22 protein-coding genes are annotated in these 21648 nt (G+C 68.1%); 14 read left to right on the top strand and 8 right to left on the bottom strand.

Annotated features, from left to right (window positions below; translation table 11 throughout):
* The first annotated feature begins 1 nt into the window (after nt 1).
* Complete coding sequence (locus tag ACWF0M_RS14005; protein ID WP_452236027.1) at nt 2-505, top strand: tetratricopeptide repeat protein; 504 nt, start codon at nt 2-4, stop codon at nt 503-505.
* Between the two features lie 32 nt (nt 506-537).
* On the opposite strand, the gene ACWF0M_RS14000 is transcribed toward ACWF0M_RS14005, so the two are convergent.
* The 5 genes from ACWF0M_RS14000 to ACWF0M_RS13980 all read right to left on the bottom strand — a co-directional run bounded on the left by ACWF0M_RS14000 (nt 538) and on the right by ACWF0M_RS13980 (nt 6067).
* A complete protein-coding gene (locus tag ACWF0M_RS14000; protein WP_452236026.1) occupies nt 538-1380 on the bottom strand; it encodes an SAM-dependent methyltransferase in 843 nt (280 codons plus the stop codon).
* 113 nt (nt 1381-1493) lie between these two features.
* Nucleotides 1494-1955 carry a rhodanese-like domain-containing protein gene (locus ACWF0M_RS13995; protein ID WP_452236025.1) on the bottom strand — a complete coding sequence of 154 codons (462 nt, stop codon included), beginning with the start codon at nt 1953-1955 and terminating at the stop codon, nt 1494-1496.
* Nucleotides 1956-2080: 125 nt separating this feature from the next.
* Entirely contained in the window at nt 2081-3967 is a 1887-nt protein-coding gene (gene nhaA / locus ACWF0M_RS13990) for a Na+/H+ antiporter NhaA (protein ID WP_452236024.1), read from the bottom strand.
* 212 nt (nt 3968-4179) lie between these two features.
* A complete protein-coding gene (locus ACWF0M_RS13985; RefSeq protein WP_452236023.1) occupies nt 4180-4518 on the bottom strand; it encodes a hypothetical protein in 339 nt (112 codons plus the stop codon).
* A 16-nt stretch (nt 4519-4534) separates the two neighbouring features.
* Entirely contained in the window at nt 4535-6067 is a 1533-nt protein-coding gene (locus tag ACWF0M_RS13980; protein ID WP_452236022.1) for a hypothetical protein, read from the bottom strand.
* A 204-nt stretch (nt 6068-6271) separates the two neighbouring features.
* Here ACWF0M_RS13980 and ACWF0M_RS13975 point away from each other — a divergent pair, with 204 nt between their 5' ends.
* The 3 genes from ACWF0M_RS13975 (at nt 6272) to ACWF0M_RS13965 (ending at nt 8956) form a co-directional block, all read left to right on the top strand.
* Nucleotides 6272-6970: a GAF and ANTAR domain-containing protein gene (locus ACWF0M_RS13975; RefSeq protein WP_452236021.1), complete on the top strand. Its 699-nt coding sequence runs from the start codon at nt 6272-6274 to the stop codon at nt 6968-6970.
* Nucleotides 6971-7124: 154 nt separating this feature from the next.
* Entirely contained in the window at nt 7125-8270 is a 1146-nt protein-coding gene (locus ACWF0M_RS13970) for an ROK family transcriptional regulator (protein ID WP_452236020.1), read from the top strand.
* 35 nt (nt 8271-8305) lie between these two features.
* Nucleotides 8306-8956 (top strand): GNAT family N-acetyltransferase, encoded by a 651-nt coding sequence (locus tag ACWF0M_RS13965; protein WP_452236019.1) that lies wholly within the window; start codon nt 8306-8308, stop codon nt 8954-8956.
* Here ACWF0M_RS13965 and ACWF0M_RS13960 read toward each other — a convergent pair.
* Nucleotides 8894-9454 carry a CGNR zinc finger domain-containing protein gene (locus tag ACWF0M_RS13960; protein ID WP_452236018.1) on the bottom strand — a complete coding sequence of 187 codons (561 nt, stop codon included), beginning with the start codon at nt 9452-9454 and terminating at the stop codon, nt 8894-8896. The genes ACWF0M_RS13965 and ACWF0M_RS13960 overlap by 63 nt on opposite strands.
* A gap of 94 nt (nt 9455-9548) precedes the next feature.
* Between ACWF0M_RS13960 and ACWF0M_RS13955 the strand changes: the two genes are divergently transcribed.
* From ACWF0M_RS13955 to ACWF0M_RS13915, 9 genes are all read left to right on the top strand, one after another.
* On the top strand, nt 9549-9875 hold the full coding sequence (locus tag ACWF0M_RS13955) for an alanine racemase (protein WP_452236017.1): 327 nt from the start codon (nt 9549-9551) through the stop codon (nt 9873-9875).
* On the top strand, nt 9872-10828 hold the full coding sequence (locus tag ACWF0M_RS13950) for a D-alanine--D-alanine ligase family protein (RefSeq protein ID WP_452236016.1): 957 nt from the start codon (nt 9872-9874) through the stop codon (nt 10826-10828). The genes ACWF0M_RS13955 and ACWF0M_RS13950 overlap by 4 nt, the downstream gene beginning before the upstream one ends.
* A 450-nt stretch (nt 10829-11278) precedes the next feature.
* Entirely contained in the window at nt 11279-11773 is a 495-nt protein-coding gene (locus ACWF0M_RS13945; RefSeq protein ID WP_452236015.1) for an NAD(P)H-dependent oxidoreductase subunit E, read from the top strand.
* A 404-nt stretch (nt 11774-12177) separates the two neighbouring features.
* Nucleotides 12178-13584, top strand: a complete 1407-nt coding sequence (locus ACWF0M_RS13940) for an NADH-ubiquinone oxidoreductase-F iron-sulfur binding region domain-containing protein (protein ID WP_452236014.1) — start codon at nt 12178-12180, stop codon at nt 13582-13584.
* Complete coding sequence (gene fdhF, locus ACWF0M_RS13935; protein ID WP_452236013.1) at nt 13581-16403, top strand: formate dehydrogenase subunit alpha; 2823 nt, start codon at nt 13581-13583, stop codon at nt 16401-16403. The genes ACWF0M_RS13940 and fdhF overlap by 4 nt, the downstream gene beginning before the upstream one ends.
* Nucleotides 16400-16621: a formate dehydrogenase subunit delta gene (locus tag ACWF0M_RS13930; protein WP_452236012.1), complete on the top strand. Its 222-nt coding sequence runs from the start codon at nt 16400-16402 to the stop codon at nt 16619-16621. The genes fdhF and ACWF0M_RS13930 overlap by 4 nt, the downstream gene beginning before the upstream one ends.
* 134 nt (nt 16622-16755) lie before the next feature.
* Nucleotides 16756-17997 (top strand): molybdopterin molybdotransferase MoeA, encoded by a 1242-nt coding sequence (locus ACWF0M_RS13925; RefSeq protein ID WP_452236011.1) that lies wholly within the window; start codon nt 16756-16758, stop codon nt 17995-17997.
* A gap of 161 nt (nt 17998-18158) precedes the next feature.
* A complete protein-coding gene (locus ACWF0M_RS13920) occupies nt 18159-18455 on the top strand; it encodes a formate dehydrogenase accessory sulfurtransferase FdhD (protein ID WP_452236010.1) in 297 nt (98 codons plus the stop codon).
* Between the two features lie 37 nt (nt 18456-18492).
* Complete coding sequence (locus tag ACWF0M_RS13915) at nt 18493-18972, top strand: SRPBCC family protein (RefSeq protein ID WP_452236009.1); 480 nt, start codon at nt 18493-18495, stop codon at nt 18970-18972.
* On the opposite strand, the gene ACWF0M_RS13910 is transcribed toward ACWF0M_RS13915, so the two are convergent.
* Nucleotides 18973-19401, bottom strand: coding sequence for a MerR family transcriptional regulator (locus tag ACWF0M_RS13910; protein ID WP_452236008.1), 429 nt, complete (start codon nt 19399-19401; stop codon nt 18973-18975).
* A 20-nt stretch (nt 19402-19421) separates the two neighbouring features.
* Nucleotides 19422-20456, bottom strand: a complete 1035-nt coding sequence (locus ACWF0M_RS13905) for an aminotransferase class V-fold PLP-dependent enzyme (protein WP_452236007.1) — start codon at nt 20454-20456, stop codon at nt 19422-19424.
* 147 nt (nt 20457-20603) lie between these two features.
* On the opposite strand from ACWF0M_RS13905, the gene ACWF0M_RS13900 reads away from it, so the two are divergent.
* Nucleotides 20604-21644, top strand: a complete 1041-nt coding sequence (locus ACWF0M_RS13900; RefSeq protein ID WP_452236006.1) for an aldo/keto reductase — start codon at nt 20604-20606, stop codon at nt 21642-21644.
* Nucleotides 21645-21648: the final 4 nt, after the last annotated feature.

Genomic DNA, 21648 nt, shown 5'->3' with positions numbered 1-21648 from the left:
TGTGACGACTGAGCTGACGCCGGAACTGGCGGCGACGATCGATGCGGCGTTCGCGCGGCGGGACCGCGAGAACATGGGCCCGACGATCGCCTTCTTCGAGAAGCTGCTGACCGAGCACCCGGACAATCCTTACGTGCTGTACGAGGTCGGCGGGTCGTACGACACCGCCGGCGACGAGGAGACAGCGGTCGCGTACTACGAGCGTGCACTGCCCGGGCTGACCGGGGAGACCCGGCGCAAGTGCCTGCTGCAGTACGGCAGCACGCTGCGTAACCTCGACCGCTTCGACGAGTCGCTCGCGGTATTCAAGGGTGCCTGCGCGGAATTCCCCGAGTCGGACTCGCTCCGGGTCTTCAAGGCGCTGACCCTGCACGCGGCCGGGATGAAGGACAAGGCGCTCGCGACGCTCCTGCTGGTGATCGCCGACAAGGTCGACTCCGCCGAGATCAAGCGCTACGAGGCCGCGATCCGCGGCAACGCCGAATACCTGGCGGGCCTCGGCTAGGTGTACAGGTAGGCGTGCAGCTAGGTGTGCAGCTAGGCCTTGTGCGCGACGCCGCCGTAGATGGCGTCGCGGACGCCGACCTGCGGGTCGTCGTCGACGCGGCCGCCGGGAACGTGCCAATCGGCCAGCCGGACGACCCCCGGCTCGAGGATCTCCAGCCCGTGGAACAGGGACGAGATCTGCTCGACCGAACGGAACGCCAAGGTCGGGAAAGCGTCCTTGACCTTCTCGAGGAGCTCGGTCACGAGCACGTCGACAGCCCCGCCGTCGCCCGGGTTGCACGCGTGCGTGATCGCCAGATAAGAGCCCGGCGGCAAAGCGTCGACGTACTTGCCGGCGATCTCCAGCGTCTCGTCGTAGTCGGCGATGTGGTGCAGCATCAGCGCCATCACCAGCGCGACCGGCTCGCCGTCGGACAGCATGCCCGCGACCGCCGGGTCCGCCAGCACCTCGTCAGGCTTGGTCAGATCCGCCGCGGTGAACTGGGTCCGGTCGTTGTCCAGCAGGAGCGCCCGTCCGTGGGCGACCACGGCCGGGTCGTTGTCGATGTACAACACCGAGGCGTCCGCGCTCACCTTCTGCGCGATCTGGTGCGTGTTCTGGACGGTCGGCAGGCCGGAGCCCGCGTCGATGAACCGCCGTACGCCGGCCTCGTCGGCCAGCCAGGTCACCACCTCGCTGAGCCAGCGCCGGTTCGCCCGCGCCCACACGGGCGTCTCCGGCGCAATCTTCATGATCTGCCGGTACAGCTCACGGTCGGACTCGTAGTTGTCCTTGCCGCCGAGCGCGTAGTCGTAGACGCGGGCGACGCTCGGCCGGGTGGTGTCGATCCCGTGCGCGATCAGCCCACCGTCGTACATCGGCTGATCGGTCACACCGTCTCCTCGCGACGCGGGGGCACACGTTCACTACGAGGGTAACGCACACAGAGTCAGCGTTTCACCACGGCGAGTTCAATCTGTGTAAAACCTCAACGGGTGCAGGGGTTTCAGCATGCGCAGGCGACACCGCGCGGAGCTGTCAGCGGGTCGGACTCCCGGCGCTCGATCCCGTCCGCGGTCTCGATCGGCCCGCCTTCGCGCACCCAGTACTCGAATCCGCCGATCATTTCCTTCACCGGATACCCGAGCTGCGCGAACGCGAGCGCCGCCCGCGTCGCACCGTTGCAACCGGGACCCCAGCAGTACGTCACAACGGTCACTCCGTCCGGTACGACGTCCGCCGCGCGCGGCGCGATCTCGCGATGCGGCAGATGGATCGAACCGGGCACATGCCCCTGGTCCCAGCTCTCCTGGCTCCGGCTGTCGATCAGCACCCAGCCGGTGACGCCGGCGCCGATGTCCGCGGCGACATCGGCCGCGTCCACTTCGAGCGAGAGCCGGCCGGCGAAATGTGCGACGGCGTCGTCCCGCCCGGCAGCCGGGGTCCGCAGTACGGCCGAGGTCGTCATGTGATGCCTCCTTGATGATCGGGAGCCACCAGCGTCGGCGATCCACCCCGTACGGCGACAGTGGCGGAAATGACGTAGTACATCAAGATTCCGCCAAACCTCATGCCCGCTTCAGCTGCACCGCTTCAGCTGCGGCGCGACGTGATCTTGGCTCGCGCCCGGGCCACCTTGATCGCCTGCTTCAGCGTCTCCACGTCGTACGCCCCGTAGTGCCGCTGCCCGTTCACGAAGAACGTCGGCGTACCCGAGACACCACTCGTGTCGGCCGACTCCACGTCCTGCGCGACCCGCGCCGCCGCCACGTGCCGCTTCACGTCATCGTGCAACCGATCGGCGTCCAGACCGAGCCGTTCCGCGTACCCGATCAGATCCTTCGGCTGCAGGTTCTCCTGGTTCGCGAGCAGCAGGTCGTGCATCTCCCAGAACGCCCCCTGCGCGGCGGCCGCCTCCGCCACCTCGGCGGCGATCTGGGCGCGCGGGTGTACGTCGGACAGCGGCAGGTGCCGCCAGACGAAGCGCAGGTCGTCGTCCTGCATGATGTCGCGGACGATGGGCTCGGCCATCCCGCAGTACGGGCACTCGAAGTCGCCGTACTCGACCAGCGTCACCGACGCGTTCTCCGGGCCGCGGATGTGGTCCCGCTCGGGATCCACCGGGTCGGTCAGGTCGACCAACTGCTCCGCGTCCCCTAGCAGTGCTAGCGCTTTCTTCGGCGGAGACAGCAGCTTGGCTGCGCGGAACACCGCCCAGGTCAGCGCCGACGCGACGATCACGGCGGACAGCAGACCGACCTTCGCCTCGGCCAGCCGCGGCCCGTCGAACGCGATCGTTGCGATCAGCAAGGACACCGTGAACCCGATGCCGGCGATCGTCCCGCTGCCGATGACCGCGGCCCAGCCGACCCCCGACCGGATCCGCCCGCCGCTCACGCGCTCGAGCAGCCAGGACACCGTCGTCACCGCGAGCGGCTTGCCCACGACGTACCCGAGCAGGATGCCCAGCGTGATCGGCGACGTGAACGCCTGCCCGAGGAACGCCCCGTCGATCGTGACACCGGCGTTCGCGAGGCCGAACAGCGGGACGATCAGGTAGCTGGTCCACGGGTGGTACAGGTACTGCAGGCGCTCGTTCGGCGAGATCGTCGTCGTCAGTCCGACGGTCGCGGACCGTGCCAGCTCCGGCGTCGGCTGCTCACGGAACAACCGGAACAGACCGGTCGCCTCCTCCAGTTGCTCACGACCGGGCGAGTACGCCGGCGCCGTCAGCCCGATCGCGAGCCCGGCGACGACCGGGTCCACGCCGCTCTTCAGGAGGGCGGCCCACATCAGTACGCCGAGGATCACGTACACCCAGGCCTTGCGGACGTGGAACAGCGAGAGTGTCAGCACGATTGCGAACGCGACGATCGCCGCAGCCAGCGGCATCAGCTGAATGTCCTTGCTGTAAACGACCGCGATCACCACCAGCGCGAGCAGATCGTCGACCACGAACACCGTCAGCAGGAACACCCGCACACGATCCGGCACGCCACGGCCGACCAACGCGAGCAGACCGAGCGCGAGCGCGGTGTCGGTCGACATCGCGACACCCCAGCCGTGCGACCCCGGACCGCCGGCGTTCAACGCCAGGTAGATCAGCACCGGCGCGACCATCCCCGCGACCCCGGCCAGCATCGGCAACACGAACCGGCTGCGCTCCCGCAGATCCCCGAGATCGAACTCCCGCCGCGCCTCCAGCCCCACCACCAGGAAGAACAGCGTCATCAGCCCGCTGTTGATCCACTCCTGCAGATCCAGACTCAGTACGTCGTGCCCGAGCCCGATCGACAGATCGGTCCGCCACACCTCGTCGTACGTCCCCGGCGACACGTTCGCCCACACCAACGCCAGCACGATCGCACCCGCGAGCACCCCCGAACTACCCGCCTCGGTCCGCAAAAACGCCCGCATCGGCGCCGCAAACCCCCGCCGCCAGTCAGTCCGCCCACTCGAAAGACCGACCAACTCCGCCATGCCGCACACTGTAATCCGCGCGGCAAGAAGAAACCTGAACATCCCACGCGGCACCACGCACGGCTCATCCGCCACCTAGCTACGCCTCACCCCCACCGCACCCGCGCGCAGGCCCGCGCAGCGCGGCTATCACCGCCGTACGACCGCCCCGCGGCATCCGCGACCTGCACCAGCCAGCGGCACCCAACCATTCCCGCCGTTGACGCCTGCCATCACTCAGACGAGGCCGGCGTCGGAACCGGCTCGTTCGGGTAGAGCTCACGCCAAAGCCAAGCGAGAAACTCGTCGTCCGTGTCCCAGTCGTCGTACGCCGCGGCGACGTCGATCGCGCCCGGACGTAAGCCGTCGCGCTGCCCCTGCAGCAATTGAGTCAGCTCCGACTTGAAGGTCGCCATCCTGACGTCGTCCGGGCCGGCATCCCGAGCCCACCGAACGAGCAGTCGATAGTTGTCATTGCGAACCTCTGGATGGTAATGCGCCTGCACGACATTCAGAAACGTTGCGAATGGCACGTCTTTGTCTGTCAGCCAATACATATCGATGTCGGACATATGGATCCTCTCCGGATCACAGCGCCGTTGGCTGCTGTTTCGGTGGCACGGGGAACAGTGTATTGATCTCGTATCGCTGAGCTGCGGTGTTGATGGTGAAGGAGACGATGATGTGCCCGCCTTCGAACGTGGGAATCCGCTCAGCTTGAGGTTCCGGGAGGTCGGTCAAGTCCCGACCTTCAGCCCGAGCCTTGACCCATTCCTTCCGCGCCTTCTTCACTTCGGACCAGTCTCCGACGAGGCGGTAGCCCGAGCACGACTCATGCCCATCGGGCCCGAGCAGATCTGTGATCGGAATCGGAACCTGATTGGGTGCGCCGCCGCTCGTCCACGGCCCATTGAGTACCTGGTGGACATCGGGGTGTTTGACGGCGGCGGCGAAGGCTGCGACGAAGGCTTCTGGGTCGTGGATCCTGGTTGATTCCTTGGCGCAGTAGTGCTGTTTGGTTTCGTCGAGGCCGTCGATGCTCTTGGCGCGTTTGTCGGGGTCGGTTTGGGCTGGGTCTTCTAGGCGGGCTACTCGGTCGGCGTAGAGCTGGTCGTTGCCCATCGGGCCGTGGCGGATGTGGGCGTGCCCGGTGCCTTGGTCTACGGCGGTGAGGATGCGTTGGACCTGGGGCGAAGCATCGGACGCCGGCTCCAGCCACGGGCGTTCGTCCTTGTTTGCGGTGATGTATTCGGCTGCGCCTTGGTACTCCAGGACCCGTCTTACGTCGGGGTGCAGAGCGTCGACCACTTCTTGGGTGAGGGTCTTCGTGGACTCCGGCAATGCGCCGGGTGGGAGGGCCGCTTCGGCGGGGTCCCAGTCCTTGTCGCGTTCGGCGACGAGTTCGGCGTACCGGGATTCGGCTGGTTCGGATCTGTCGGCGTCGCTGGGGTTGGTGCCTGTATCTGCGTCGGCAACATCCTCAGTTCGAGCTACGACCGTCGTTGTCGGATCGTCCGCCTGCGCAGTTTCAGCGCCGATCCCACTGCCGGAGGCACCATCCCCGACCGAATCACCCGGCTGGCTACCCGGCTCATCGCCCGATCCTTCGCCGGATTCGCCCGGGTCGGCGGGGTCGGTGGTGTGGTCTGGAGTGTGGGCTTGTTGGTGCTGGGCAGGGTTCGGTTGGTCTGCCTGTTCGCTGGCCTGCCAGGGCGCAGGGGCTTCGTGATCATCGGCAGCGTGGGGTTGTGGGTTGCTGGCGGTGGTCTCGGGGTTCGGGGATTCGTACTGGAGGCGTGCCAGGGTGTCGTCGTGGCGGAAGTGGGCTTGAAGGTCCGGTGAGTACGACGCGAACGGGTCCTCCTGCTGCGGGTCGGCGTCGTGGGCCTCGTGTTGTGTGTCGGCGCTTGCCGAGGGCGTGTCGCGTTCGTCTACCGAGGGCTGGGCCGAGTAGCCCGGCCAGTACAGCTCGTCGAGGTGTCGGTTGAGCTTCTCGCGAGGATCGGACGGCCCCGGCGACTCGGCAGCCGAGTCAGCTCCGGCCGCCCGCTCATCCGTACGCGCTGTGTCGTCGGCGTCGGCGTCGTCCCCACGGTCGCGGCGGCCTCGAAGTTCGGACACCTCAGCCCCCAGCTCAGGCTCGAAACGGATCTACGAGAAGTAGTTCATCGGTAACTCTAAGTGCTGTGAGTCTGCCTGGTGTGGAGGCCTCATCTGGTGGGTGCTCGGTGAAGGGGGGCCGGTTTCGTGGGCGGCTAACACTGCGGGAGGTTTGGGCTGCATCATTATCGTGCCCTACTGCGTGACCATGCCCTGGAGTTTCCAGTGACTGAGCCTGAGCTTGCCCATTCGGCGGATACGTTTGCCCGGCTGGCGATCGAGTTGCATGACGCGCCGGGTGTCGAGGAGACGATCGATGCGGTGGTGCAGTTCGCCTTGCAGGCTGTGAACTGCACGTACGCCGGCGTGGCGCTGTACACGCGTGGTTCGCAGGCGGAGATCGCCGCGGTGACGGATCAGGTCGTCACCGATATCTACGAGCTGCAGATCACCGCGGAGAGTGGCCCGCTGATCGTCGCGCTGCGCGAACGCAACACGGTCCTGATCAGCGACACGACCTCCGACGACCGCTGGCCCGAGTGGAGTACGAAGGTCGCCGCGCTCGGGATCCGCAGCGTTCTCGACGTACCGCTGGCGACCGGTGACGGGCCGCGCCGTACGGTCGGCGTGCTCGGGCTGTACAGCTCGGAGCCGGAGGCGTTCACCACCGACGACGAGGCGATCGCGCATATCCTCGCGCGGCATGCGTCCGTGGCGGTGGCGTCCGCGCGGCACGAGGAGACGATGGCGGAGGCCGTCGACGCGCGGAAGCTGGTCGGTCAGGCGATGGGCATCCTGATGGAACGGTTCGATGTGGACGGCGAGCGGGCGTTCGCGATCCTCAAGCGGTACTCGCAGGACACCAACACCAAACTGCGCGACGTCGCTCAGCAACTCATCGATACGCGCAGACTTCCGCACTGAAGAGAATCTGACACCGTTGTCCCGGCGCCACCCATTGCAAACGGCTGCATACTGCGGGATGAGCCCGACGCCGGGATTTGTGCGGCCAGTACCGCGGACCGGGTCACATCCCGGCGTCCCAAAGACCCTCTCCAGCCCAAGCTAGTCTGACGCAATGGGTGAGTGGCGGCCGTTGGCGGGGCCCTCGCGGCAGGTGGCGTTGGAGATCCTGCTGGACGGGCCGTTGTCGCGCGCCGAGTTGTCCCGCCGCGTCGGCCTGTCGCCCGGCAGCCTGACCCGGTTGACGAAGCCGATGGTCGAGTCCGGGCTGCTGGTCGAGGTCGAGGGCGGCCCCACGGACGCCCGCGTCGGCCGGCCCTCGCAACCGCTGGATCTGGATGCCCACGCCCACCACTTCGTCGGCATCAAACTCACCGGCGACTCCGCGATCGGCGTACTCACGACGCTGCGCGCGGACGTCCTCGCGAGCGTCGAGCGCCCGATCACCGACGCCACACCGTCCGCCGTCGCCGACCTGGTGCTCGAGCTCACCGACCAGTTGGCAATCCAGGTTCCGGACGGTACGCCGCTCAGCGGCCTGGGCGTCTCGCTCGGCGGCCGCGTCGCGGATCGTACCGAGGTCCGCCTGGCGCAGTACCTGAACTGGGTCGACGTACCGTTCGGCGAGCTCCTCGCCGCGCGCACCAGCGTCCCGATCGTGATCGCGAACGACCTGACCTCCCTCGTCGAAGCCACCCACTGGTTCGGCGCCGGGCGGAACTCGGACCGCTTCGTCCTGCTCACGATCGGCGCCGGTGTCGGCTACGGGCTCGTCCTCCACAACCGGGTGGTCGACAGTCCGGACATCACGCTCGGCCTGGTCGGCCACCACCCGCTACTCCACGACGGGCCCCGGTGCGACCGCGGTCACCGCGGCTGTGCGCTCAGCCTGCTCACCGTCGGCGCAGTCACGAGCCAGGTCGGCGCGGCGCTCGGCCGGGAGGTCGGGTACGACGAAGCGCTCGATCTCGCGGCGAAAGGCGATCCCGCGGCGCGCGAGATCGTCGGCCGAGCCGGTCGCGCGCTCGGCAAGCTGATCGCGGCGTCGGCGAACTTCACCATGCCCGAGCTGGTCGTCCTCGGTGGCGAAGGCGTCCGGCTGGCCGAGGTCGCGCACGACGAGCTGCTGGCCGGCCTCCACGCCAATCGGCACCCGTCCGCCGCCGAGCTGACGATGGTCCTGCAGCCTGCCGACTTCGGCGAATGGGCCCGCGGTGCCGCCGTGGTCGCGATCCAGACCTTCGTTCTCGGAACTGAGTAACTGGCTATTTCTCCATAGACAGTTACACTACCGTCATGATGAGGCGATGGCTGGAAGGCTGGCGGTTGTGCCGCGGCCTGGCGCCGGTGATCGAGTACGACGACGCGTACGCCGCCGTACTCCGACTTCCCGGACGCGACCGCGAACTGTTCACCCGCACCGACGACCCGACGACCGTGGACCGGCTCGCCCGCGACCTGCCCGCGAACACCTGGCTGACCGTCACCACGCAGCACGGCGACGAGATCGCCCGCCTGCTCGCCGCGGCCGGGACGCTGCCGTTCGAAGAGCAAAAGACGCTGATGTCGATCGACCTGCTCTCGCACCCGCGCGCGACGGCCGAGATCGAGACCGACGGGCCACTGGAGTACGTGAAAGTCCTTGTGGACGGCACTATCGCGGCGCATGGCATGGTGGCGATCGTCGGCGACGACGCTGTCATGCACGACATCCAGACCGATCCGGCGTACCGGCGACGGGGGCTCGGCAGCGTGGTGATGGGTGCACTGGCCGCGCGAGCGGTCGAACGTGGCGCCCGGACCGGACTGTTGATGGCCACGACCGACGGGTTGCACCTTTACCGCAAGATCGGCTGGTCGTCGGAGGCCACGATGGTGACGGCGTCAGGCGTTGCGGACCCGCGCCCGGTGAGCGGCGACCTTGGCGCGGTTCTGACAGGCGGTTGAGCAGAAACGCTGGTTTCCGTTCCGGGTCGAGTCCAGGAACAGGTCGTCGCAGCGCTCGGCCTCGCACCGGTGGAGCCGCTCCGCCTCGTCGCTCCCGAGCAGCATCGCGACGGCGGTGGCGAACTCGGCCAACCAACCGGCCGCGTCGTCGGGACTGCCGAAACGCAGGTGCCAGGGCGCGCCGCCGTCGCGGGTCAACTGCGGCGCGGCCTTGGTCTCCCTGAGCAACGCGTTCACCACTTCGACGGCCCGATCGACGTCGGGGAGGCGGCCGAGGGCGTCGTACAACGTTTTCCCGCCGGCGACGTAGTCGGCGGGATCTACGGCCGGCGGGCGGTTGGTCGTCAGCCGCAGTACGGCGTCGACGGCCGCGGCGTCCGGCGGAGCTGCCGGGCGTCCCTGTCGCTCGGTGGATCCGAAGGTGTTGGCCAGCGCGATCGCGGCCTGCAACGACGCCTGCAGATGATCGGTGGCTTGCACCCCGCCAGTATCGCTCATGCTTGTGGAGGAGGTCCGTCATACCAGGGTCGTAGGCAGACATCCGTCCGCACTCCGATGATCCTGATCGTTGCCAGAAACAACAATGACGGGTATGACCCTGGTTCAGTCCCGCCACCGCCCGGCAGTATGTGGGATCACCGGCCCGTCGGAGGCCGTCGTCGACCTGTCGGCCGTCCGCGACAACGTCGGAAACTTCAGAAAACGTGTTCCGCAGCAGGTTCTGGCCATGGTCAAGGCCGACGCCTTCGGGCACGGCACCGCACCGGTGGCTCGGGCAGCCGTCAAGGCCGGCGCGACGATCTTCGGCGACGGATCCCACGGCGAACCTACCGTGGCCGACTGGGCCGGGTGGGCCGGCACGATCCCGGACGACATCTACTGCGGCATCGGCTCCCGCGTGCGCGGGAGCTACGAATGAAGGTCGCGGTGGTGATGGGTGGGGCGAGTCCAGAGCGCGACGTGTCGCTGGCCAGCGGCAAGGGCATCCTGAAGGCGGTCGAACTGCTCGGCCACATGGCGATCCCGCTGGTGATCGATGCCGAGGGCAACTGGGTGGACGGACAGCACGAGGCTATCGAGCTACTGCAGGCGTGCGATGTCACGCTCCCGGCGTTGCACGGCGAGGACGGCCGCCTGCAGGGCTTCCTCGAACAGCTGCACATCCCGTACATCGGCAGCGGGATCGCGGCCAGCGCGGTCGGGCTGGACAAGCACCTCACTAAGGCAGTCCTGAAGGCCCACGGGATCCCGGTGACGCCAGGCGTCACGCTGCGCGGCGCCGAGCTGACCGACACCGAAGCGGCGCTGCAGATGCTGAAGGTGGCCGGCGTGGACTTCCCGCTGTTCGTGAAGCCCGCGAACGGCGGCTCGAGTCTCGGCGTGACCCGCGCGACGGACCTGCCGACACTGCTGGCCGCGATCGCAGAGGCGACCGCATTAGGCCCGCGGGTCCTGGTGGAGCGCGAGATGGTGGGTCGCGAGATCGACCTCGCGGTGCTGCAGTTCCCGGACGGGCGGGTGGAGACCGCGCCGGCGCTGGAGATCCATCCGGATCCGGGGCAGCCGTTCTTCGACGCGACCGCGAAGTACGACAGCAGCGCCACGCGATTCGTCGTACCAGCACGGATCGATCCCGAACTGGCGGTGCGACTGCGGCGTACAGCGATCGACGTGTTCGAGGTACTCGGCTGCGAAGGGCTGGCCCGAGTGGACTTCTTCGTACCGCGCGACGGTGAGCCGGTCGTCAACGAGATCAACACGTTCCCCGGATTCACGCCGGCGTCGCAGTTCCCGCGGATGTGGGCCGCGGCCGGGATGTCGTACGCCGAGGTCGTCGACACCCTGATCCGTACCGCGGTGGCGCGCGGATGACTGTGTTATTGAGCGACGACCGGATCACCAGCATCCCCGCGATCGAGAACCGTGAACTACCCGACCGAGTGGTGGCACTGGTCGTACGGCGACCGCTACTGGGCCTTCCTGGAGAACCACCCACCGCCCTCAACGGCCCTCGGTGTGGTGCGGTGAAGGTGCAGGGCGTGCTTTTGGACAGGATGTGTCGGTTGGCGGCGACGGTGGTGACTGCGGACAGGAACTGGTGACTGGAGACAGGAAATGCCAAGTCCGCGGCCCCCACAACCTGTCCCGGGTCCCCGGCTGAGGCGACGGCCACCCACACACCGGACCTAAGAGCTGCTATTTCCTGTTCAAGGACACCAGTGCAGGGACCAAGTCCCGCTCGGGCGATTGATAGGCGCTGCCTATCAGGTGATAGGCAGCATTGCTTTGACCGTGATGCATTGGCGACGGAATGTTGTATACATGACGAGTGAGGTCGTGGCCGCCGCCCCCGTCCCGGTCCCCGGGCGTGCCCAGCGAGTGCGGGAGATCGCGGAGGAACTGCGCAGTCTCCGCGGCGCGCTGATACCGATCCTGCACGCGGTGCAGGAGGAGTTCGGGTACGTCGACCAGCCCGATGTCGCGGTGATCGCCGACGTACTGAACCTCGCGGTCGCCGAGGTGCACGGCGTCGTCACGTTCTACAAGGACTTCCGGCGTACGGCGGCCGGGCGCACCACCGTCGCGATCTGCCAGGCGGAGGCCTGCCGCTCGGTCGGCGCGGTCGAACTTGCCGAGCACGCGAAACGCACGATCGGCTGCGAGTTCGGCGAGACGACGTACGACGGCCGCGTCACCCTGGAAGAGATCTACTGCTTCGGCAACTGCGCACTGGGCCCGGCGGTCCAGGTCGCCGGCAAACTCCACGGCCGAGTCACCCCCACCCGTCTGAACGCCCTACTGGGAGAGACGCGATGACACCGCAGCCATCCGCCGACGGCGCACCCTCTCCCGGCCCGGCGGACCCGCCCGCTCCCTCCCGCTCATCCGAGGTCACGGCCGGCCCACCTGCTCCTTCGCGCTCATCCGAGGCCACGGCCGACGCACCCGCTCCCTCGCGCTCGTCCGAGGTCACGGCCGGCGCACCCGCTCCCTCCCGCCCGTCCGAGGTCACGGCCGGCGCCCCCGCTCCGTCGGCCTCCATCGGCGTCCCGTCCTCGGGCGCGTCCGTCACCCGGGTGTTCGTACCGCGCGACTCGGCAGCTTGCTCTGTCGGGGCGGATGAGGTTGCGGAGCGGATCTCTGCGCACGCTGCAGTTGCTTCCGGTGAGGTGGAGATCGTTCGGACCGGGTCTCGCGGGATGTTGTGGTTGGAGCCGTTGGTGGAGGTGGAGACGGCTGCGGGACGGGTGGGATACGGGCCGGTCGCGCCTGAGGACGTCGACGGGCTGATCGCGGCCGGGATGTTCCAGGGTGAGGGCGACAGCCTCGGGTTGGTGGAGGAGTTGCCGTGGATGAAGCGGCAGCAGCGGTTGACGTTTCGGCGGGTGGGGGTGGTTGATCCGCTGTCGACCGCGGACTACGTGGCGCACGGCGGGACGCGCGGTTTGCTAGCAGCGCTAGCGATGGAGCCGGCCGACGTGGTCGAGACCGTCGTGGACTCAGGGCTGCGGGGACGCGGTGGGGCCGGATTCCCGACCGGGATCAAGTGGCGGACCGTGCTCGAGGCTGACCGGGGCGGTGGGGTGGGGGCAGCATCGAACGCAGCGGCGGGCCTCAAGTTCGTCTGCTGCAACGCGGACGAGGGCGACACCGGCACGTACGCGGACCGGATGCTGATCGAGGGCGACCCGTTCACCCTGATCGAGGGCATGACGATCGCGGCGTACGCCGTCGGTGCGGCGGAGGGCTACGTCTATCTGCGCTCGGAGTACCCGGACGCGGTCGCGACCCTCAAGGACGCGATCGTGCGAGCGCGTGACGAAGGCTGGTTGGGGCCGGACATTCTCGGCTCAGGGTTCGGCTTCGACCTGCACGTCCGGGTCGGCGCGGGTGCGTACATCTGCGGCGAAGAGACCTCGATGCTCGAAAGCCTCGAAGGAAAACGCGGCATGGTTCGCGCGAAACCCCCGATCCCTGCCCTGGAAGGGCTTTTCGGGCGTCCGACCGTCGTCAACAACGTGTTGTCGTTGGCAACGGTTCCGACGATTCTCGCGCACGGAGCCGCAGAGTATGCGGCGTACGGGACCGGCCGATCGCTCGGCACCAGCGTTTTCCAGCTCGGCGGGAACGTCGCCCGCGGCGGGATCGTCGAGACCGCGTTCGGGATCACGCTCGGCGAACTGGTGAACGATTTCGGCGGCGGTACGTCGTCCGGGCGGCCGGTGCGGGCCGTTCAGGTCGGCGGTCCGCTCGGCGCTTATCTCCCGGTCGAGCAGTTCGATCTGCCGATGGATTACGAGGCGTTCGCGGCGGCCGGGGCGATGGTCGGGCACGGCGGGATCGTGGTGTTCGACGAGACCGTGGACATGGCGGCGATGGCACGGTTCGCGTTCGAGTTCTGTGCGGCCGAATCGTGCGGCAAGTGCACGCCGTGCCGGGTCGGCGCCGTCCGCGGCGTCGAGACTATCGACCGAATCGTGTCCGGCACCGACCGCGCAAAGAATCTGGTCGTGCTCGAGGACCTGTGCGAACTGATGACCGACGGCTCGCTCTGCGCGATGGGCGGCCTCACCCCGATGCCTGTACGCAGTGCCGTCCGCCATTTCGGAGAGGACTTCCACGCATGAGTCTGTTGAAAGAGCCTGACTTCGGTACGCCGGCCCGCGCCGGTGAGGCCACGACCTCGTTGACCATCGACGGCGTGACCGTGCAGGTTCCGCCGGGGACGTCCGTGATGCGCGCGGCGAAGGAGGCGGGCGTCGACGTACCGAAGCTGTGCGCGACCGACAACCTGGAGGCGTTCGGGTCGTGCCGCCTGTGCGTGGTCGAGATCGACGGCGTGAAGGGCACGCCGGCCTCGTGTACGACGCCGTGCCGGGACGGCATGGTCGTCCGGACGCAGAACGAACGGCTCGGAAAGCTGCGCCGCGGCGTGATGGAGCTGTACATCTCCGACCATCCGCTCGACTGCCTGACCTGCTCGGCCAACGGTGACTGCGAACTGCAGGACATGGCCGGCGTCACCGGGTTGCGCGAGGTCCGGTACGGCTCCGGCGTGGAGGCCGGCGCGAACCACATGGACCTGCCGACCGATTCCTCCAACCCGTACTTCGACTTCGAGGCGTCCAAGTGCATCGCGTGCTCGCGGTGCGTGCGCGCGTGTGACGAAGTACAGGGAACGCTGGCGCTGACGATCGAGGGGCGTGGGTTCGATTCCAAGGTCGCGGCCGGTGCCGGGGTGTCGTTCTTCGAGTCGGACTGCGTGTCCTGCGGCGCGTGCGTGCAGGCCTGTCCGACGGCGACGTTGCAGGAGAAGTCGGTGGTCGAGCTCGGGATGCCGACGCGGACCGTGCTGACGACCTGCGCGTACTGCGGTGTCGGGTGCTCGTTCAAGGCCGAGCTCCGGGGCGACGAGCTTGTCCGGATGGTGCCGTACAAGAACGGCGGCGCGAACGAGGGGCACTCGTGTGTGAAGGGCCGGTTCGCGTTCGGGTACGCGTCGCACCCGGACCGGGTGCTGGAGCCGATGGTGCGGAACACGCTTTCGGAACCGTGGCGGAAAGTTTCCTGGGAGGACGCGATCTCGTTCACGGCGCGGCGGCTCCGGGAGATCCAGGCGGCGCACGGGCAGGGCTCGATCGGCGCGATCACCTCGTCGCGGACCACGAACGAGGAGGTGTACGCGGTCCAGAAAATGGTCCGCGCAGTTTTCGGAAACAACAACGTCGACACCTGCGCGCGGGTCTGCCACTCGCCGACCGGGTACGGGCTGAAACAGACCTTCGGGGAATCCGCCGGAACGCAGGATTTCCGTTCCGTCGACGAGTCCGACGTGATCCTGGTGATCGGATCCAACCCGACCGACGCGCACCCGGTGTTCGGCTCCCGGATGAAGCAGCGGATCCGGCAGGGCGCGCAGCTGATCGTGATCGACCCGCGGCGGATCGACCTGGTCCGGTCACCGCACATCGAGGCGGCGTACCACCTGGAACTCGCGCCCGGGACGAACGTCGCGATCATCAACGCGCTGGCGCATGTGGTGGTGACGGAAGGCCTGGTGGACCGGGAGTTCGTCGCCGCCCGGTGCGAGGACTTCGCGGCCTGGGAGGAGTTCATCGCTGGGCCGGAACACAGCCCGGAAACGGTTTCCGAAGTTTCCGGCGTACCGGCGGAGAAGATCCGGGAAGCGGCCCGGCTGTACGCGACCGGCGGGAACGCCGCGATCTACTACGGTCTCGGCGTCACCGAGCACAGCCAGGGCTCGACCATGGTGATGGGGATGGCGAACCTCGCGATGGCGACCGGCAACATCGGCCGGGCGGGCGTCGGAGTGAACCCGATGCGCGGGCAGAACAACGTGCAGGGGTCGTGCGACATGGGTTCGTTCCCGCACGAGCTGCCCGGGTACCGGCACGTGTCGAACGAGGACGTCCGCGACATCTACGAGAAGTTGTGGGGTACGCCGATCCTCGACGAGCCCGGGCTGCGGATCCCGAACATGTTCGACGCGGCCATCGAAGGGTCGTTCAAGGCACTGTTCGTGCAGGGCGAGGACATCGCGCAGTCCGATCCGAACACGCAGCACGTATTCGCCGCACTGGGTGCGCTCGAGTTGCTCGTCGTACAGGACCTGTTCGTCAACGAGACGGCTAAGTTCGCGCACGTGTTGTTGCCGGGGACATCGTTCCTGGAGAAGGACGGAACGTTCACCAACGCGGAACGGCGGATCAACCGGGTGCGGCCGATCATGGCGCCGCGGACCGGGAAGCAGGAGTGGGAGATCATCTGCGAGATCGCGCAGGCGATGGGGTACCCGATGCACTACGACTCGTCGGCGCAGATCATGGACGAGATCGCGATGACGACGCCGACGTTCGCCGGCGTATCGTTTCAGAAGCTCGACGAGCTCGGGTCGATCCAGTGGCCGTGCAATCTCGAGCATCCGTCGGGTACGCCGATCATGCACGAGGACGAGTTCACCCGCGGCAAGGGGCGGTTCATGGAGACCGTGTACGTGCCGACGTCGGAGCGGTCGACGCGGAAGTTCCCGTTGATCCTGACGACCGGGCGGATCCTGTCGCAGTACAACGTGGGCGCGCAGACCCGGCGTACGGCGAACGTCGCGTGGCATGCCGAGGACGTGCTGGAAATCCATCCGCACGACGCCGAGGTACGCGGCATCACGGACGGCGACACGGTCGCGTTGTCGAGCCGGGTCGGACGGACCGAACTCCGCGCGACGATCTCGGACCGGATGCCGGTGGGGGTCTGCTACACCACGTTCCACCATCCGGTGAGCGGCGCGAACGTCGTCACCACAGAGAACTCCGACTGGGCCACCAACTGCCCCGAATACAAGGTCACCGCAGTCCAGGTGGATTTGATCCCAGCGCCGGTCGCCGGTGAGGGAGCGCGTGAGGCGGTTGTTGCTGGGGGCAATCGATGAGTGGCGGCGTACCGCCGTACGTGCGATTGGCGAACGAGATCGCCGCGCAGTTCGTGCATCGTCCACCCGCGGACGCCGCCACCGCGATCGCCAACCACATGAAGACCGTCTGGGATCCCCGGATGAAGCGGGCCCTGATCGCCCACGTCGCCTCCGGCGCCACCGACCTCGACCCCGCCGCAGCCCTGGCCGCCCAGCAACTCCAGGCCACCACATGACCCAACCCGACCCAACCAATCCGCCGCCCGACGCGGGTCCACTGCCTGACGCCGGTCCGCCACCCGGAGCATGGGACCCGCTCGACAAGCGGGATCGGTTCGACAAGTGGGGGCGGGTCGGGGAGGGTGGGCCTGTGGAGGACGGGCCTGGGCGTACAGCTGCTGAAGGCCGTGCCGCGAGGGCGCGGCGGGATGTGGTGACCTGGGACGAGGCTCGGGTGTTGGCGCATGCCGTGGCGCGACCGGGGGCGGTGGTACGGCGCGCGTTGGACGAGGCGGACGGGTGCGTGCTGGCGACGCCGTTGGTGTCGCCGGTTGCGGTGCCGCCGGTGGATCGGGCGGCGATGGACGGGTACGCCGTACGCGGCACCGGACCGTGGCGCGTCATCGGACATGTGAAGGCCGGAACCCCGAACCCCGGTGAGTTGGCAGACGGCCAAGCAACCGGCATCGTCACCGGCGCAGCAGTACCAGCCGGAACGACCTCCGTCATCCGCTCAGAAGACGCGGTCGCGGTGGGCGGGCGGCTTGAGGGGCCGGGTGAGGATGGTCGGCATATTCGCCGTGCTGGTGAGGAGTGCCGGCCTGGCGATCAACTGCTGCCGGCTGGAGTGGTCATTGACCCAGCGGTACTCGGACTGGCCGCGACCGTAGGCCTCAACCGCCTCACGGTCATCGCCCCACCCACCGTCGCGGCCCTCATCACCGGCGACGAACTGGTCCGCCACGGCCCTTCGACCCCCGGCCGAGTCCGCGACGCGATCGGCCCCATGCTCCCCGGCCTCATCACCCGAGCCGGCGCCACACCAGCCGGTGCCACACCAGCCGCCTCGGTGCGGCATCTGCCGGACACGTTGGACCAGTTGGTCAGCGCGCTGCGAGAGACCCAGGCGGACCTCATCCTCGTCTCCGGCTCCTCCGCCTCGGGCCCAGCCGATCACCTCCGTCCGGCCCTCAAGACGCTCGGCGCCGAGCTGATCGTCGACGGAGTTGCCTGCCGCCCCGGGCACCCGCAAGCGCTCGCACAACTACCCGACGGACGCCTGGTCCTCGGCCTCCCAGGCAACCCGTTCGCCGCCCTCGTAGCGTTCCTGACGCTAGGCGTCGCGGCCATCACCCGCATGCGCGGCCTCCCACTCCCCGAGCTCACCAACATCGCAGTCCCGGGCGGCATCCCCTGCCACCCGACGAGCACCCGACTAGTCCCGGTCCGCCTCACCGCACAAGGCGCCGTACCAGTCGGTCACGGCGGCGCCGCCATGCTCCGCGGCCCCGCCACCGCCGACGCCCTGGCCGTAGTAACCCCCGGCCCCGCCGAAGCCATCGCCGCCCGCCTCCTCCCCCTCAACCCAGCAGCCACCCCATGGCCCACCTGACCCACCCGCATCCGCAGGGCGCCCGCACAAGAGGGGATATCCGCCCGTGTTGTGGGTTCTCCCCTGGTGTACCAACAGAGAACCCACAACACCATCGGATATCCCCTCGAGTGCAGGCCGTGACCAAGCTGCCCGGAGGAGGTTGGGCGTGGGGAGACTGATTGCGCGGCGGCCGGTTGTGCGGGTCACGCCGACCGGGTGTCGCCAAAGGCCCGACTCGATCGCGGTTGAGGAGCCGCTCGAGTTGCGAGTTGACGGCAAGGCTCCGTGCCAAGACCCGCTACTCCCCGGCCGCGGACGACGTCACCATCAGGTACGACGTACTTGCGACACTTCCCGACGCGCTCCGCGTCAGGCAGCAGGTCTTCGACCGCACCGGCGGCCTGCACGCGGCCGGGCTGTTCACGCCGACCGGCGAACTGCTAGTCGTCCGCGAGGACGTCGGCCCAAACGGGTAAATGTCGAGGCCGCTGGGGTGCGTACGACGTACCGGGCATGAGCGACTACGGAGTGACCGGTGCGACCACCGGTGTCGAGGTACTGATCAAGCTGCCGGTCCGCGAGGTCTGGGCCGGTATCACCGCGATCGAGCGGTACGGCGAGTGGAGCCCGGAGTGCATCCACGGCGCCTGGCTCGAGGGGGGCGCCCGCTTCGAGGCGCGGAACCGCTTCCCGAACGGGCTGGAGACGTACGTGACCTGCACGGTCACCGTGCTCGAGGAGCCGAAGCAGTTCGGCTGGGACGTGTACGGCGACGAGGCGGTCCCGTTCGCGCACTGGGAGTACGAGCTGGAGGACCGCGGCGCCGAGACTCTCGTGCGTCAGTCATTCACCCACGGCCCAGGCGACAGCGGGATGCGGAAGGGCGTCGTACAGCACCCGGACCGGGCGGCAGAGGTCATTCAGGGCCGACTCGACCAACTGGCGGCGAACATGCGTTCCACGCTCGCTGCCATGGAGTCGGCGCTCAAGTGATCAGGACGCCTCGCTGGCTGCCTGTGTGGACGGGGCCGCGACCCACAGGCAGTCGGCCTGGCCCGCGTCGAGGGCTTCCTGGTAGGACGTGACCTTCCAGGTGATCACGTTCAGGCACTCGTTGAGTTCCTCGATCTGCGCGCTGACGGAGTCCTGATGGCTCCGCAGCAGCGCGAGCCGCTCCGCCTCGTTGCCGGGTCCCTGCCGGACCAGTTCCGTGTACTTGCGGATGGTGTCGAGCGGCATCCCGGACGAGCGGAACTTGATGCACATGTTCAGCCAGTCGACGTCGTCCTCGGTGTAGACGCGCCGCCCGTTCGACTCCCGCCGTACCGTGTCCGCGAGCAGTCCCTCACGCTCGTAGAACCGCAGCGCGTGCACGCTCAGCCCGGTCCGCTCCGCGACCTGCCCGATGCTCAGTCCACCCATAGCGGCACCTTAACCCCGATCTAGATCAATGGCTTCAGAGCAGACAAGGCCTGCTGTACGTCGTCATGTGTCGAGTAGATGTGGAAGGACGCGCGTAGCTTGCCGTCCCGTACGGCGGCGCGGATGCCGGCCGATGCGAACGCCTCCTGCGCTCCGGGCAGGCTCGTACTGACGATCGCACTGTTCGACGGCGCGAGCCCGAGCCCCGCGCGGAACTCGTTCGCGAGCTCGAGGTTGTGCCGGTTGATCGTGTCGACGCCGATCTCCTCGATCAGCTCGAGCGTCGGCGCCGCGCCGACGAAACTGAACCACGCCGGCGACTGGTCGAACCTCCGCGCGCCCGGAGCGAGCTCCATCTCCGGCCCGTAGTACGAACCGTGGATGTCGCGTGCGGCGTACCAGCCCGCTGCCGACGGCCGGCAACGCTCCTGCAACCGCGGCGACAGGTACCCGAGTGTCGCGCCGCGCGGCGACATCAACCACTTGTAACTGTGGGCGATCAACGCATCGACACCGTCGACCGTGATCGGATGCCAGCCCACCGCCTGAGTCGCGTCGATCACCACGAGCGCGCCGATCTGCTTGCTGGCGGCAACTACCGCGGACAGGTCGAGGACGACGCCGGTCGACGACTGCACCGCACTCACCGCGACCAGGTCGATCCCCGGTGTGATCGCGGCGACCACCTCGTCACCCGGTACGGCGAGGACCTCGATGCCACGGTCCGCGTGCACCTGCCACGGGAACACGTTCGACGTGAACTCGACGTCGTCGGTCAGCACCTTCGCACCGTCCGGCAACGCGGCCGCGATCGGTGCCAGCGCCGCGGACACCGTACTGCCGACGAACACGTCCGCCGCCTCCGCCCCGACCAGCCGAGCGAACGACTCCCGGCTCCGCGTCGTCGACTCGTCCCACGGCTCCCAGCTCGTCGCGCCGACCCGCCAGTCCGAAAGCGCTTTCTGCAACGCCTCCCACGCCGGCCGCGGCGGCAGCCCGTACGACGCAGTGTTCAACCAGCCCGCCCGCGCATCCCAAAGCTCCGCAATCTCCACTCCCCCACCCTACGGACCCGTCCTTGAGCACCCACCAACCGTTTCGCGCACTGGATTCTGGTTGGTGGGGGCTCAAAGTGGCGCTTGACCTAGAGAGCGCTCTAGCTCCTAGCGTGCGGGGCAGCGAACTCAAAGGAGCTGGGAATCATGCGTTATCGCACGCTGGGTGGGACCGGGATCGAGGTCAGTACGCACTGTCTCGGGGCCATGATGTTCGGCGCGGTCGGGAACCCGGATCACGACGACTGTGTCCGGATCGTCCACGCCGCGCTGGACCAGGGGATCAACTTCGTCGACACCGCGGACATGTACTCCGCGGGCGAGTCCGAGACGATCGTCGGCAAGGCGCTGAAGGGCCGCCGCGACGACGTCGTACTGGCGACCAAGGTGCATTTCCCGTTCACCGAGGGCCGGAACCGGAGCGGGAACTCGCGGCGCTGGATCACCCGCGCGGTCGAGGACAGCCTGCGCCGGCTCGACACGGACTGGATCGACCTTTATCAGATCCACCGGCCGGACCACACCACCGATATCGAGGAGACGCTGTGGGCGCTGAGTGACCTGGTCAGCGCGGGCAAGATCCGCGCGTTCGGGTGCTCGGCGTTCCCGGCGGAGGACATCGTCGAGGCGTACCATGTCTCGGAACGGCGCGGGTACGGGCGTTTCCGGACGATGCAACCGACGTACTCGATGATGGCCCGCGGCATCGAGCGGTCGGTGCTGCCGACCACTCGGCGACTGGGGATGGGCGTGCTGACCTACAGCCCGCTCGCGTTCGGCTTCCTGTCCGGGAAGATCCGCAAGAACCAGCCGATCAACATGACGTCGGGTCGCGCCGCACTCGCACCCGAACGGTTCGACCCGGCGCTGCCCGCGAACGCCGTGAAGTACGACGCCGTCGAGCAGTTCGTCGAAGTTGCCGAAGGCATCGGTACGACGCTGCCCGAGCTGGCGCTGGCGTTCGTTACCTCGCATCCGGCGGTCACGTCCGTGATCACCGGTCCGCGCACGATGGAGCAACTCGAGGGCCTGCTCAAGGCCGCCGACCTGACCCTCGACGACAAGACCCTCGACCGGATCGACGAGATCGTCCCGCCCGGCACCGACCTGTACCGCGCCGACGTCGCCTGGCAACCGCAGTCCCTCGCCGACATCACCCAACGCCGCCGCGCCCTCTCCGACCGCTGACCCG

The sequence above is a fragment of the Kribbella sp. NPDC055110 genome (assembly GCF_053607525.1).
This window is presented reverse-complemented; position numbering and strand designations above follow the sequence as displayed.